Origin of the sequence: Hymenobacter sp. GOD-10R, from assembly GCF_035609205.1 — a bacterium.
Classification (GTDB): domain Bacteria; phylum Bacteroidota; class Bacteroidia; order Cytophagales; family Hymenobacteraceae; genus Hymenobacter.
Genome location: NZ_CP141184.1, coordinates 5,420,857 through 5,434,618, shown reverse-complemented (window position 1 = coordinate 5,434,618; position 13,762 = coordinate 5,420,857). Strand labels below are relative to the sequence as shown.

9 protein-coding genes and 1 other RNA gene are annotated in these 13,762 nt (G+C 55.8%); 4 read left to right on the top strand and 6 right to left on the bottom strand.

Annotated elements, in window-relative coordinates; all coding sequences use genetic code 11:
• Window positions 1–26: 26 nt before the first annotated feature.
• From SD425_RS21690 to SD425_RS21675, 4 genes are all read right to left on the bottom strand, one after another.
• Entirely contained in the window at window positions 27–548 is a 522-nt protein-coding gene (locus SD425_RS21690) for a hypothetical protein (RefSeq protein ID WP_324672168.1), read from the bottom strand.
• Between the two features lie 127 nt (window positions 549–675).
• Complete coding sequence (icd, locus tag SD425_RS21685; RefSeq protein ID WP_324672167.1) at window positions 676–1,941, bottom strand: NADP-dependent isocitrate dehydrogenase; 1,266 nt, start codon at window positions 1,939–1,941, stop codon at window positions 676–678.
• A 129-nt stretch (window positions 1,942–2,070) separates the two neighbouring features.
• Window positions 2,071–5,142: a M16 family metallopeptidase gene (locus SD425_RS21680; protein WP_324672166.1), complete on the bottom strand. Its 3,072-nt coding sequence runs from the start codon at window positions 5,140–5,142 to the stop codon at window positions 2,071–2,073.
• Between the two features lie 168 nt (window positions 5,143–5,310).
• Window positions 5,311–7,371 (bottom strand): DNA polymerase III subunit gamma/tau, encoded by a 2,061-nt coding sequence (locus SD425_RS21675; protein ID WP_324672165.1) that lies wholly within the window; start codon window positions 7,369–7,371, stop codon window positions 5,311–5,313.
• A gap of 370 nt (window positions 7,372–7,741) precedes the next feature.
• Between SD425_RS21675 and SD425_RS21670 the strand changes: the two genes are divergently transcribed.
• The 4 genes from SD425_RS21670 (at window position 7,742) to ssrA (ending at window position 10,902) form a co-directional block, all read left to right on the top strand.
• Window positions 7,742–8,827, top strand: coding sequence for a hypothetical protein (locus SD425_RS21670; protein WP_324672164.1), 1,086 nt, complete (start codon window positions 7,742–7,744; stop codon window positions 8,825–8,827).
• A gap of 88 nt (window positions 8,828–8,915) precedes the next feature.
• On the top strand, window positions 8,916–9,272 hold the full coding sequence (locus tag SD425_RS21665; protein ID WP_324672163.1) for a hypothetical protein: 357 nt from the start codon (window positions 8,916–8,918) through the stop codon (window positions 9,270–9,272).
• Window positions 9,273–9,393: 121 nt separating this feature from the next.
• Window positions 9,394–10,122: a hypothetical protein gene (locus SD425_RS21660; RefSeq protein WP_324672162.1), complete on the top strand. Its 729-nt coding sequence runs from the start codon at window positions 9,394–9,396 to the stop codon at window positions 10,120–10,122.
• Between the two features lie 408 nt (window positions 10,123–10,530).
• Window positions 10,531–10,902: a transfer-messenger RNA gene (ssrA, locus tag SD425_RS21655) on the top strand.
• A gap of 370 nt (window positions 10,903–11,272) precedes the next feature.
• Here ssrA and SD425_RS21650 read toward each other — a convergent pair.
• Both SD425_RS21650 and SD425_RS21645 read right to left on the bottom strand, forming a co-directional pair.
• A complete protein-coding gene (locus tag SD425_RS21650) occupies window positions 11,273–11,860 on the bottom strand; it encodes a hypothetical protein (protein ID WP_324672160.1) in 588 nt (195 codons plus the stop codon).
• A 598-nt stretch (window positions 11,861–12,458) separates the two neighbouring features.
• Entirely contained in the window at window positions 12,459–13,538 is a 1,080-nt protein-coding gene (locus SD425_RS21645) for a T9SS type A sorting domain-containing protein (RefSeq protein ID WP_324672158.1), read from the bottom strand.
• Between the last annotated feature and the right edge of the window lie 224 nt (window positions 13,539–13,762).

Below are 13,762 nucleotides of genomic sequence, written 5' to 3'. Positions count from 1 at the left end.
CGCTAACCTAGCTAAAACTATAGGCTTCAATAGGTGGTAATTCTTAACTCTCTTTCAGAAGGAACATTGATAATGTTTCCTTCTAATTCTATAGTTTGCCCATATGGTCTATAAATATTTTTACTCTTAAATTTAGTGCGGTATATAATACCAGGAGTTAGTTTTTTCTCTTTATAAATTATCAAATCATTTCCGCCTAGAGCTCCTTCATTACGGGTACGGTATATAGAGAATAAATACCCATCGGAAAGTTTATATTCGTATACTTTTCTGAGCCCATTATTAGTTCCTAAGTCTCCTATGATGAATGCGCTAGCGAGGAGCAGGGCAGGACTAACTAGAATTAGCAATGCTGAGTACAGGGCTGAAAGGACTATTTTAAGCTTAGTACGTGAAATAGAGAAAATGAACAGCAGCGGAATAAACACGATAAATAATTTATAAACGCTGAATAGTTGATTAATTAATATAGATGTACTGTATACCCCTAAAAGGTTCGGAATGAATAGCGACAAATATGCTAGAGTAACTTTTGTATAGATTTTCATGGAGCTGTGTAATTAACTGCACTATCTGTCATTTTCTAAGTGTAAACTAAACCGGTATTAATAAAGAACCCCGCGCCAGCCTCACAGCCAACACGGGGTTTTGTGTCACTTGGCCTAAGCCAATGTATTACATGTCCTTGATAATCTCATCGCCAAACTCCGAGGTCTTGAGCAGGGTAGCGCCTTCCATCAGACGTTCGAAATCGTAGGTGACGCGCTTCGACGCAATAGCGGCTTCGAGGCCTTTGTAGATGAGGTCGGCGGCTTCCTGCCAACCTAGGTATTCCAGCATCATGGCGCCCGACAGAATCACCGAGCCGGGGTTTACCTTGTCTTGGTTGGCGTACTTGGGCGCAGTGCCGTGGGTTGCTTCGAAGATGGCGTGGCCGGTGGCGTAGTTGATGTTGGCTCCCGGTGCAATGCCGATACCACCCACGATGGCCGCTAGGGCGTCGGAGATGTAGTCGCCGTTCAGGTTCAGGGTAGCTACTACTGAGTACTCGGAAGGGCGGAGCAGAATCTGCTGGAGGAAAGCATCAGCAATGCTGTCCTTGATGAGGATTTTGCCGCCGTCGAGGGCTGCTTTCTGCTGGGCGTCGGCTACTTCCTGGCCTTGCTTGGCCAACACTTTATCGTATTGGGCCCACGTGTACACTTTGTCGCCAAACTCGCGCTCAGCCAGCTCGTAGCCCCACGTCTTGAAGGCGCCCTCCGTGAACTTCATAATGTTGCCCTTGTGCACGATCGTCACCGATGGTTTCTTATGCTCAATGGCGTACTCGATGGCCGCGCGCACCAGCCGCTCAGTGCCTTCTTTCGATACCGGCTTGATGCCGAACGACGAGGTTTCGGGGAAGCGGATTTTCTTCACACTCATCTCGTCTTGCAGGAATTCGAGCATTTTCTGCGCCTGCGGGGTGCCGTTCATGTACTCGATACCCGCGTAGATATCTTCCGTGTTTTCGCGGAAGATCACCATGTCCGTCAGCTCGGGGCGCTTCACCGGCGAAGGCACACCCTCAAACCAACGCACCGGACGTACGCACGCGTACAAATCTAGCTCCTGGCGCAGCGCTACGTTCAGCGAACGAATACCACCACCTACCGGAGTCGTCAGTGGGCCTTTGATCCCCACCAGGTACTCGCGGAACGCATCCAATGTATCATTTGGCAGCCAGTTGTTGACTTGCTTAAATGCCTTTTCGCCAGCCAACACCTCTTTCCACACCAACTTACGCGTATCACCGTAGGCTTTCTCTACTGCGGCATCCAGTACGCGTACGGAAGCTGCCCAAATATCTGGCCCCGTGCCGTCACCCTCGATAAAGGGAATGATAGGTTGGTCGGGTACGGTCAGCTTTCCGTCTTTGATGGTGATCTTCTGTCCTGCCATTTTAAAAAGGTACGTCAGTGATTAGGTGACAGTATTAATAGAGTGATGAATTAAGTTATGTTCAACAGTGGGCCTCACCCCTAGCTTTCGCCTCGAAGGGAGAAGCTAGGGGTGAGGCGACCGTCTGGATTAATACCCAAAAATCTCTTTCAGGGTAAGTTGTTGTACCTGACCATACTTGGCCAGCTCTTTAAAGTTTAAACGATCTTTCGAGCCAATCACCAGAATCGTTTGGCTTTGGCCCTTCACTTTGGCTTGCTGAAACTTCTTCAGGTCGTCGAAGCTCATGTTTTGGGTCTTCTCGTACACGTCGCGGCGCACGTCGTAGTCGAGGCCGAGGCGCTTGGCGCGCTCGTAGCTGAAGAGTACGTCCGACTTGGTGATGCGCTCCGTAGCAATACTGTTACGAATGGCGTTCTTGGCGATTTGCAAGTTGGCTTCTGCCATCGGCATATCGGTAAGCAGGGCTTCCATGCCGGCCATGGCTTCGGGCAACTTGTCGTTCTGCGTGCCGATGTAGGAGAGCAGGTAATTGGAGCGGCCTTGCTTGTCGGCGTTGGCGTAGCGCGAGGTAGCCGAGTAGGCGAGGGCCTTGCTCTCGCGCAGCTCCTGAAACACGATGCTGCCCATGCCGCCGCCGAAGTACTCGTTGTAGAGGCTCACCGTCGGCACCAAGTTCTTGTCGTAGACGTCGCCTCTGGTTAAGAACAAGATTTCGGCCTGCACCATGTTGTAATCCACCCAGTACACCTTGCGGTCCTTCATGGGCTGCTCAGCGAAATCTTTCTGGGGTGGCGTGGGGGTGAGCTTGGTGGGCGTGTGGTGGAGTTGGGCAAGAGTTTCGATTATGCCATCACCCGGGCGCTTTGCCACGGCACCTAACTGCACAGTTTTCCTTCCTTGGTTGTCAATTTTTCCTGGCGGTAAAGTCTCACTGTTCAGTTCGACAACGGGACGCGGTCCGTAGTAGAGGATGCGGTGCTGGTAGCTGGTGAGCTTCTTGGTCAGCGCCGTCAGATCAGCAGGTTTCAGCGCCTTCAACTCTTTCTCCGAAAGTTGGCTCGTGAATGGGTTCTTCGGGCCATACTTAGCGTAGTTCACGAGTGCTTGGCTCAGAATTACCTGCTTGTTGAGCTTGGCATCCTGGCGAGCCTTCAGCACACCGGCTACCATGTCTTGCAGGGCCTTAGCGTCGGGCTTAGGGCTAGCTAGCAGCGTTTCGAACAGCTGCAAGGCCGGCTCAAAGTTGCTATCGAGTCCGCTCAGGCTCACGAATACGCGGTCCTGGCCGCTCGACACGCCGAAGGAGCAGCCTAGCTTATAGAACTCCTGCTGAAGCTGGGCGGCGGTGTACTTGTCGGTACCTAGGTATTGCAGGTAGTCGGCGGCCAGCCCTAGCTTGGGGTCGTTGTTCGTGCCGATATCCAGCACGTAAAACAGGTTGAACAGATTGTTCTCCGTGTTCTTGGTGTAGAACACCGGCAAGCCCGGCTTGAGCGCTAGCTCCTGAATATCCTTTTTGTAATCCAAAAACACCGGTTCCAATGGCGGCGTAGGCAGCGCAGTCACTTCCTTGTAGAACGCCGACGATACTTCGCGATTTACCGGCACGGGCGTGATGGCCGGCTTGATAACCTTGGGCGTGCTGGTGTCTTTGCCCGTGCGCTTGTACACAAGGGCGTAGTTGTTGCCGTAGTACTCGTTGGCCACACGCAATACATCGGCCTTCTTGATTTCCGCGAAGTCATCAATCTGCTTCAGATATTCCTTCCAGTCCTCGCGGGCAATGAACGCCGACACGAAAGCACCGGCGCGGGCTTCGTTGCTCTCGTAGCTCTTGGTGCGCTGTAGCTGCTCGTTGTTGATGATGGCTGGAATCAGCCATTCGGGGAAGTTGCCTTTCTTTACCTGATCGAGCTGGGCTAGCAGCAAGTCGCGGACCGCTTCCAGCTTCTGACCCTGGCGCGGCGTGGCGTACAGGATGTGCGAGGAATAGTCATTATTCAGGTCCGTGAACGACGCGGCTTGTAACACGAGCTGCTTCTGGTTCAGGTTCAAGTCGATCAGGCCGGCTTGTCCGTTGGTCAGGATCTTGTCGATCATGCGCAGCACGTTGGCATCCTTCGAAGCCGTGCCGGGAAAGCGGAAGCCGATCATCACGTTCTCGGAGCTAGGTCCCACCACTTCCTTCACGATGGGCGCCGTAATCGGCTCTTCCTTCGCAACGGTGAAGCTAGGTACCGGCTTGTTCGGCAGCTGCCCAAAGTACTTGTCGATGATGCGGATGGTCTGGTCGTAATCCAGGTCGCCGCTCAGGCAGAGCGCTACGTTGTTGGGCACGTAGTACTGGCCGTAGTACTTCTTGATCTCCGTAATCGACGGATTCTGTAAGTGCTGAATCGTGCCGATGGTGGTCTGGGTGCCGTATTGGTGCTTGCGGTACAGGCTGGCGTTCAGTGCTTCGTACTCTTTCGAGAAGTCGTTGTCGAGCCCGCGGTTTTTCTCTTCGTACACCGCTTCTAGTTCGGTGTGGAAAAGGCGCGGCACCATTTCGTGCATCCGCTCACTCTGGATAGCAGCCCACTTCTCAATCTGGTTCGACGGAATATCTTCCTGATACACCGTTTGCTCCACCGAGGTGTAAGCATTCGAGCCTTTCGCCCCAATGGCGCCCATCACCTTGTCGTACTCGTTGGCTACGGCGTACTTGGCCGCCACGCTCGATACCGAATCGATTTGGTGGTAAAGCTTCTTGCGAACGGCCGGATCCGTCTGGGCACGGTATTGCTCGTAGAGCGCTTCGATCTTATCGAGCTCCGGTTTTTCGGCCTGCCAGTTCTGCGTACCTAGCTTCGAAGTACCTTTGAACACCATGTGCTCCAGGTAGTGCGCTAGGCCGGTGGCGGTGCTAGGGTCGTTCTTAGAACCGGCGCGCACCGCCAGGTAAGTCTGGATGCGTGGGGCGTCTTCGTAGTCGGAGAGGTAAACCGTCAGCCCGTTGTCGAGGGTATAGATGCGCGCCTTAAGCGGGTCGTTCGCAACGGTTTCGTATTTGTATTCCTTCTCTTTCAGAACCGGCGCTTGCGGAGCGGCTGTTGGAGCTGTCGAGGTGGTAGTGACGGCCGGCTTGCTGGTCTGGCACTGGGTGGTTAGCCCAAGCGCCGCAATGGCTGGAAAGAGAAGTCGAAAGGGTTTTTTCACGGAAGTTCCGGAGCAGAAAATAGGGCAGGGCAATGAGAAATCAAAGATACTGGGTAGGCCTTGGAATTAAAAGCTGAGGGCTAGGCAAAGAATGACGGAGCGGCTGAGCACCTGAGTGTACGTTGTTCAACATCACTCAGGTGCTCAGCCGCTCCGTCATTCTTTGCTTTAAAAGTCCGTGTCCAGACCTAGCTTCTGTTTCATATCCAGCAGGATGGGAAACTTGTCGGCCAGGTACTCAAACTTATCGGCCGAGGTGTAGAGCTTACGGGCCGTTGGCGCCTGCTCCACGAGCACCGGATGCACGTTCAGGCGGGGGTAGCCGGTTCGCTGGCGCAACTCGGTCAGGAACTCGCTGCGGAAGGCGTTGAACTGGTCAATCTGGATCGGGTTGTCCACGGCCAGACGAATAACGTGCTGATCATCCACCGACACGGGCCGGTTCAGTACGATGTACTCGCTCATGCGGTCCTGGGCGCGTCGGTCCTCCTTAATGTCGTTCCACGCTTTTTGCAAGACTTCCTCGTCGATAACCGGCAAGCCCGTTACGGGGCCGCTCGGCTCGTCGTCTGTTACTGGCGCGGCTTTGGTCGCCGTCATCTGCTGTGCCACCTGTTCCTTCAGGTTCTTCAGACTCGGAATCTTGGAAGCTAGGCCCGGCAGCTTGGCCGTTGTTGGCAAGGGCTTATTCGCGGCCGTTTGCGGTGGTGGCATCCGGATGGCGGCCGGCTCGTGGCCTGCTACGCTCGGTGCGCCAATGTCCACGTGCGGGTTTGAGTCCATCACCTGGTGATGAACCGTCGGTATATCGGCTACCTCATCCTCGATGCTAGGGGTTGTGTGCAACTCATCAACGCCGCTTTCTACTGGCACGATTTCTTCCGGCGCCGCCGGTGCGGAAACGGTAGCAACCGGCTGAGCGGCAACGGGCGGCGCCATCGGGCGCGGAGCCGGCGCCGAAACTCTAGGAGCCGCTTCAACGACCGGCGCAGCCGTAGCGGCAGGGATGCTAGGTGCCGGAGCGGGTACGGGCGCACTCGCTCCGGGCGTATCTGTCCCTATGCTAGTTTTTTTTTTAGCCTCGCCGTTTGCAGCGTGGCCGTTGCCGGAACCTAGGTCGCGGGCAAATTGCACGGCACCGTTCAGGTAGGCTAGCTTCATCAGCGTGAGCTCCACGTGGAGGCGCTGGTTTTTGGCTTGCTTAAACTCCCGGTCGCACTGGCTTACTAGGTTTAGGGCCGAGAGCAGGAAGGCAAGGGGAGAGGCTTGCGCCTGCTGCACGTAGCGCGCCCGAATGCCTTCCGAAACTTCCAGCAACTGCACCGTCACGGCGTCTTTGCACACCAGCAAGCCGCGCAAGTGCTCAGCCGCGCCCACCACAAAGTTGTGCAGATCGAAGCCGTTCTGCATCACCTCATCCAGCAGCAGCAGCGCCGCCGAGAGGTTCTCCGTCAGCAGCGCATCGACCAGCCGGAAGTAGTACTCGTAGTCAAGCACGTGCAGGTTCTGCACCACGTCCTTGTAGGTCAGATTATGGCCTGAGAAGGTCACCATCTGGTCGAACATAGACAGGGCGTCGCGCAGACCACCGTCGGCTTTCTGAGCGAGCAGGTGCAGGGCGTCGTCTTCGGCGGCAATGTGCTCTTGCGTGGCTACATAGCGCAAGTGCTTGCGGATGTCTTCGACGCGAATGCGGTTGAAATCGAAGATCTGGCAGCGCGACAAAATCGTGGGGATGATCTTGTGGCGCTCGGTGGTAGCCAGGATAAAAATGGCGTAGCTCGGCGGCTCTTCCAGGGTCTTCAGAAAGGCGTTGAAGGCCGCGTTGGAGAGCATGTGCACCTCGTCGATGATGTAGATCTTGTAGCGACCAGCCTGCGGGGCGTAGCGCACCTGCTCCACCAGCGAGCGAATATCTTCGACCGAGTTGTTGGAAGCCGCGTCTAACTCGTGCACGTTGAAGGAGGCGTTCTGGTTGAACGCCCGGCACGACTCGCACTCGTTGCACGCCTCGGCTTCCGGCGTCAGATTCGTGCAGTTGATGGTCTTGGCCAGAATACGTGCGCAGGTGGTTTTGCCCACGCCGCGCGGACCACAAAAAAGGAAAGCTTGGGCTAGGTGATGACTGACAATAGCGTTCTGCAACGTGGTAGTCACGTGCTGCTGCCCAACCACGCTGCGGAAGGTGGCGGGACGATACTTACGGGCCGAAACGACGAAATTCTCCATAGTTCTTCCTACAAAGATACCCCGAAAAGACGGGGTTCGGAAGCCTCGCCTCCGGAATCAGGCAAGAAACACCCAAGAGCCAATGGCTAGTCCCTGCGAGCCGGAGTACCTAGGTTTATGCCATAATAACTTAAACGATAATATATTATAAATAACTGATAATGAGCCACATGATCATGTGGTTTGCTTGTTTGGGGCTAGGGGGTTGCCTATATTTTGAGGGCTTTAGCAACACCTGAGCTTAACTAATTCAGGGTGATCAAGCTGCAGCATGACTCGGCATGAATGCGCTTGTCTGGCGCCCCCGACCCAGCTCCCTCTTATCGGCGGACCTAGGTGAATAAACCTTCAAACTTTAAGATACTCTCCAATGGCAAACGTAAGTGGTGACTCTGCCGACCCTACAGTGGCGGCCGTGAAAGGTGAAAACACAAGTGGAGCACCTGGGGCAGATGGCGTACTGGGAACAAGCAACGCCGGTAATGGGGTGCACGGCAAAAGCGTAACGTCGTTTGGCGTGCTAGGCGAATCCACCAGTGGCCGTGGCGTGGTTGCCACCAGTGACACGGACTACGGTCTACGCGCCGCTAGCCGTACGTCGGCCGGGCTGCGCGCCAGCTCAGTTGAGGGCAGAGGTGTGGAGGGTTGGGCTACGAAGGCAGAAGGAGTGGTAGGCATCAGCACTAATGGCAACGGCGTTTGGGGCCAGACAGATGGCAACGGCGTGGGTGTGCTAGGCACCAGCAAAGGCGGCGCGGGCGTGGCCGGAACGAGTGAAACGAACTCTGGAGTGGTTGGGCGCTCCAAAAGTGGCCGCGGCATGGAAGGGTGGAGCGACACCAGCTACGGCGCCTCGGGCGACAGCCGGGCCTCAGCAGGCGTGCGCGGTACTTCGGTGCAGGGCAATGGCATAGAAGGCTGGAGCACCACAGGCACGGGCGTATTTGCGACAACTTCGAGCGGTGTTGCTGTCTATGGGAAAGGAGGCCGGCTTGCGGGCTTTTTTGAAGGCGACGTGGAAGTGACCGGCGATATTCGCCTCTCGAATGCCGACTGCGCCGAAGATTTTGACATTGCCGAGGCTAGCTCCAGTGAGCCAGGCACTGTGATGGTGCTCGGCGACGAAGGCGCTTTGCGCGAAAGCCAGCAGCCCTACGATAAGCGCGTGGCTGGCGTCGTTTCCGGAGCCGGTACTTACAAGCCGGGGCTCGTGCTGGATCGGCAAGCCACGCGCAGTGACCGAAAGCCTATTGCCCTCATGGGTAAGGTGTTCTGCAAAGTAGATGCGCGCTACGCGGCTATTGAGGTCGGTGATTTGCTCACGACCTCGGCCTCTCCCGGCCACGCCATGAAAGCCTCAGAGCCGCAAAAAGCCTTCGGTGCGGTGATTGGCAAAGCGCTACGCCCGCTGAAAGAAGGCCAAGGCTTAATTCCCATCTTGATTGCCTTGCAGTGAGCGGACCTAGGCTACAACACGCAATAGACTCTCAACAGTGTAGCGCGCCGCGAGCAAATCGTTCTATCTTTTAAATCAAGTAGAACTCATGCTTATCTACCACATAAGACTGCCAAAGAAGCAAGATGCCAAGGCATTCGCCACCTTCATGCGGGAAGAATACTTTCCGGCGGTGCACAAAGGGCCAACCCGAGTAGGGCAGGTACTAGGCCTCTTGTTGTTGGCACGCGAAAACGAGGTAACCAGCAATGATGTCGCGCACGAGTTTATATGGCAAGTGGACTGGAGTGGTATTTCCATCGAGAACGTGCGGGTAGACGATGCGGTCGTGGCCCGCAAGCTTGAAGCTTTCGAGCCGGATATTCGGCGGCTTGGCTCTTATAACAAAGCGGCTGCCTGGCACTGGCACGAGGAAGCTGGGACGAAAACTGCGGCCGAAGACTAGCCATATCCCTGCTCGGTGCGACCTAGGTTTTTCATCGAAAGCTAGGTGCGGCACCGTAGTCCGTGCAACGGCAACCTAGCTATCTGCCCCGCAGCAGGTATGCACTCCCGAACGAAAGACCATGAGAACACTGCGAGAATTAGGAAAATTTACCGGGCTAGGTCCACCGATCAGCCTGCGGCCTATTGGCAATTACGTCACCAAACGCGGTGAGCCCATCTCCATGCGCGCCGTAATTCAGCGCCTCCAGAGCTTGCCGCCCATCACCCTGGAGGCACAGCCGGAAACCACCAGCGGCGAAGTGCCACTGTCGGTAGCGGTGCACGTGCAGCCCAGTGTGGGTGTAGTGCTGGAAACACGAGCCAACGTCCTCCGGCCAAATGGGGAGGTAGTAGCAACGTGGACCTGGAGTGGAAGCGACTACGCCGCTTATAACTTCGCCGTGCCTGGTTCTTACTTCTTCAACATCACGCGTACTGGCATTATCAGTACCGGGCGTACCCAACTGACCAAGAGCTTCCCGATTTCGGCGCGCGCCAAAGTCGTGCCGCCACCACAACCTAGCAAGCCTGTTATTTCGGTGAAGTCGAACGGCGACGGGAGCTTTGTGGTGAGCGGCTCCGGCTTTTCGGCGAGCGCCACGGTGCACATTCGGATTGTAGACGCCACCCTGAACACCTTCTGGGTCAACCAGACGGCTACCGCGCAGGGCACCCTGGAATATCCGACCGGCAAGATCTGCCAACGAGCCGGTCAGGTGTTTTTCTCCGCCAACGACGGCCGCAGCGATTCGCACGATTCGACCGGTACACTCTGGAGTAACACCGCAACAACAACTTGCCCGGGCTAGGGTGGGTCCAGCGCGGACCGTTGAAATTTAAGTCTAAGATACCTCTCGCCCATCGTGCCGCGCCAGACTTCTTGTATAAGTAGGCATTCTGCTGTGTTCCATGACGCCTTTCGGCAGCCACTCCTGCCACACACCTAGGGTCTTCTGTACCTGTACAGTCGAGCTACCGAACTATCGTATTTATTATTGAAGCGGCTTATAAAGACCACGCCGGAGCTAGGTTCTGGCGAGAGCCATTCGTTTCCATCATGCAGAACTTGGTGCTGACCTCCCGTACCTTGGCGTAGTTCCAGCATGCTCAACGGACTAGCAGTGCAAGCGGAACTTCCGACTTCCACGCAACGTTTTCAGAACAGTTGCGTACATTTGCACCCCGTCGAATGCGGCGGGAATCGTTCTTTTAAATTTGGGGCTGACCGGAATTGACAGCTTGTGCAGGTCGCGAGTAAGCGTGTCAGGAGTTGGACGAAGCTCTCCTGTGAAAAAATCGCCCAAACAATAAATGGCGAGTATAGCTACGCCATGGCTGCTTAGTCTAGGTACTAAGTAATGCCATCGTCCCGCATCCGTCTTCCTTTTCACGGGTGAGTACGGGGCGTCGTAAGTAAGAGGATAGTCTTGATGGCACTGCGACATCAAGGCGAAACTCAAGCAGATAAGGGTAACCTATAGGCCTGATGTGCGCCCGGGTTGCCACGAAAATTCAAGCATAGATACACACGTAGAAAGCTCGACGGCTTCCTTGTCTGGACCAGGGTTCGAATCCCTGCAGCTCCACCGAAAACCTTGCTTCTAATACAGGAGCGAGGTTTTTATCTTTCTGGGGTACAAGTAGGGGTACAAACCTAGCTGATTGATTACTTGTGCACCATATAGGTTGCCTGCTTATCTTTTGAAGTAGCCAACCGGAAATAGTTGCCAGCTTGCTTCAGGAAGGTATAAGGCCTGCTTCGTCGTTCGACAGAGCGGGCCTTTTTCGTTGGTGTCACGGTCTGCTTAAACCGAGAGAAAGAAATTAGCGGTACACCTCATGCACCCGCTAAGTGCATTTGCAGCGTCTACGGCAATTTTGCCGGGGCACTTTGGTAGTTGAAAGTGACTGCAAAGAAGCCAATCCAACGTTTCGGATAGGTCGAACTACCTGCACTGGTTACAACCGGTAACCTACTCCCACGCCGATCACTCTCTCCAGGGATGAACTTGACACCAAAATGCCCACGTGGGTGTCTACCAGCCAGCGCTGCCCTAGTGCCCAATGACGACCCGCTCGCAGCAAGGGTCGTACCGATAAGGCACGAAACGTTGGGGAGAAAGCTACGGCGCCGTCATCCGTAATGCGAGTACGTTGCAGGCCACTCCTTAGGCCGGCCCCGACAAACCAACCGACCAAGGCTGGTTTGGAGCCTTGCAAGTAGTAGTTGAGCGAAACGTCAGTAATTAGCGTGGTAGAACGGTACCTTCTAGAGATCGGGCCGTGGATCGTCCCTGTTTCGTCTATAGTGTTATAGCTGTAGTTGAGGCTGTTGCGTTGACCGCTTAGGCTGGTGCGCACACTCCAGCGGGGATGCACCTGCGATTCATAGCCTAGGGCCGGCAGAAATGGCGCGTTAACGCGCAACGTGTGCAGTGTGAGCAGGTGGCGGTGGGTAGCTGCCGTCGAGTCAGGAGCGGCAGAGTGCGCTGCACTCCCCGGCGAAAGCGCTAGTAGGAAAGCGCCGCTATAGCATAACGTAAGCATGATGGTAGGAGAAAAATAAGGAATAGGTAAAACTATGTATCCCGCAGTCTGCTAGACGAGGATGAAGGCAGTATTGATAAGAAAGCATAAGTACGAAATACTAACTATATTATTTGTTCAGGATCGATATAACTGGAAGTGAAAAAGACTTAGTTGTTTAGACTAAAGCTTTTTGATGAACAGTAGACTTGCAATTGAAAAATTAAGTCGTTTTTCCAGGTGCACCATCTACACTAAATGCACTATCAAGCTGCGGTGCTCGCTCAGCCGCCTTGCGCAGTGAGTGGCGCAGCTGCACGGTACTGATGCCCTTCTCTCGGGCCACGGCAGCTTTTTCTATTTATTGGTCTGCTTGCAGCAAGTTGTTCTGAGAAGAAAGAGTCTCCTATACCTGCGACAACTACCCCTATACGGGATGAGAACGTAGCGCTGAGCAACTCCAATGGCGCCACGACGGATGCCAGTAACTTCACGAACTATCTACTGGTAAAACCGCAGTACACGCTGCGCCACCACCACGACCGGGGTATTCCGAACTGGGTGAGTTGGCACCTGAGTAGCGCCTGGCTGAGCGATTCGGGGTGGCCTCGTGCCTTCTTTATTCTACCCGCAGGCGCGTCGCGTGCGGCCCCACCCACACTAGGTACACACCGCTTGGTAGCATAGCTGGGAGCCTGGCGGTGCCTGACGCATCGGTCGTTGTGGTGAACACGTCCCGGCCGAGCGCGTCTAGCACGTGCACGGGGCTACCAGCGGCCGCCCCTGTGAGAGTAGCGCCCGTCGCCGTCGGGTTCGGGAACACGCTTAGGTTGCCGGGCGCAACGGCGGAGCGCACGGGCAGTGGGGTGAGTACGGGCGTGATGCTGAGCGAGCCATCGCCGCTCGTCGCGGCCGTGCGGTAGGTGACGGTGCTGCTGCCCATCGTGGTTACCCACGAAGAACCGCCCCCTCCCCCCGCCGAGCCGCTGGAAGGCGCCCCACCGCCCCCGCCATAATAGCCGCCACCCCCGCCGCCGCCGGAACTGCCTTTGCCTCCCTGGTTATTGGTTCCGGCCAGAGTACCTGTTCCACCCGCCGCAGTCTGGGTCGCCCCGCCGCCGGCGATGCCTGCATTATTTTTTACGCCGTCGCCCCCCGTCGGGGTACCTCCAGTTCCACCCACTGCGCCGCCCCCGTCACTGCCCCCACCGCCGCCCGCCACCAGCAAGGCGTTCCGAGCGCTGAGATAGTCGTACGTGGGACCCACAACTATGGCCCGGCGCAACTCGGTGGCGCCGCCGCCGGCGCCGGCCCCGCCACTGCCCGTACCGCCGCCATTGTAGCCGCCGGCATTCACGCTGCTGCCACCTGTACCTTGTCCGCCTACTACAACAAAGAGAATCTCCCCCGGAGTTACCGTCAAGGTAGCGCTCACTTGAGCACCGGGGCTAGACGCCGTGCTCGCGTCGTAGCGGCCGCCCGCCGCGCCGGTGGCTACCACCTGAAGGGAGGTAACCCCTAGGGGGACGGTATAGCTGCGTGTGTCGCCTGAGTAGGAAAAGGTGGTCGTTTGCGCTAGCAGCGCTTCAGTCGGAGCGAGCGTCAATAGCAAGGCGAAGCAATGTCGTTTGAGGCAAGCATAACGCGCGGCATGAGGGCGGGCAGTTACCGAGCGGTAAGGAGCGTAAAATGGTTGCATGGGCGGGAAGGATAGACGTTAGGTATAGACAAGTTACTTTAAAAAGGATGGCGTTAAAAGCCCTGTTTACAAGCTGCTTTCTAATAAGTTAAGTTTCTTACCTGCAAGGATCTACGTTCTGGTCCAGACGCTACCTAGCACAGTTTGTAAATGAACTCCTGTTGCTGGCACTCGCCAGCCTTACTGACGCTACAGCCCAAAATACGCCGCCCACTGTGCTCTAT

Coding starts and splice junctions, on each gene's coding strand:
- SD425_RS21690 (WP_324672168.1), bottom strand. CDS start 548: ATGAAAATCTATACAAAAGTTACTCTAGCATATTTGTCGCTATTCATT.
- icd (WP_324672167.1), bottom strand. CDS start 1,941: ATGGCAGGACAGAAGATCACCATCAAAGACGGAAAGCTGACCGTACCC.
- SD425_RS21675 (WP_324672165.1), bottom strand. CDS start 7,371: ATGGAGAATTTCGTCGTTTCGGCCCGTAAGTATCGTCCCGCCACCTTC.
- SD425_RS21670 (WP_324672164.1), top strand. CDS start 7,742: ATGGCAAACGTAAGTGGTGACTCTGCCGACCCTACAGTGGCGGCCGTG.
- SD425_RS21665 (WP_324672163.1), top strand. CDS start 8,916: ATGCTTATCTACCACATAAGACTGCCAAAGAAGCAAGATGCCAAGGCA.
- SD425_RS21660 (WP_324672162.1), top strand. CDS start 9,394: ATGAGAACACTGCGAGAATTAGGAAAATTTACCGGGCTAGGTCCACCG.
- SD425_RS21650 (WP_324672160.1), bottom strand. CDS start 11,860: ATGCTTACGTTATGCTATAGCGGCGCTTTCCTACTAGCGCTTTCGCCG.
- SD425_RS21645 (WP_324672158.1), bottom strand. CDS start 13,538: ATGCAACCATTTTACGCTCCTTACCGCTCGGTAACTGCCCGCCCTCAT.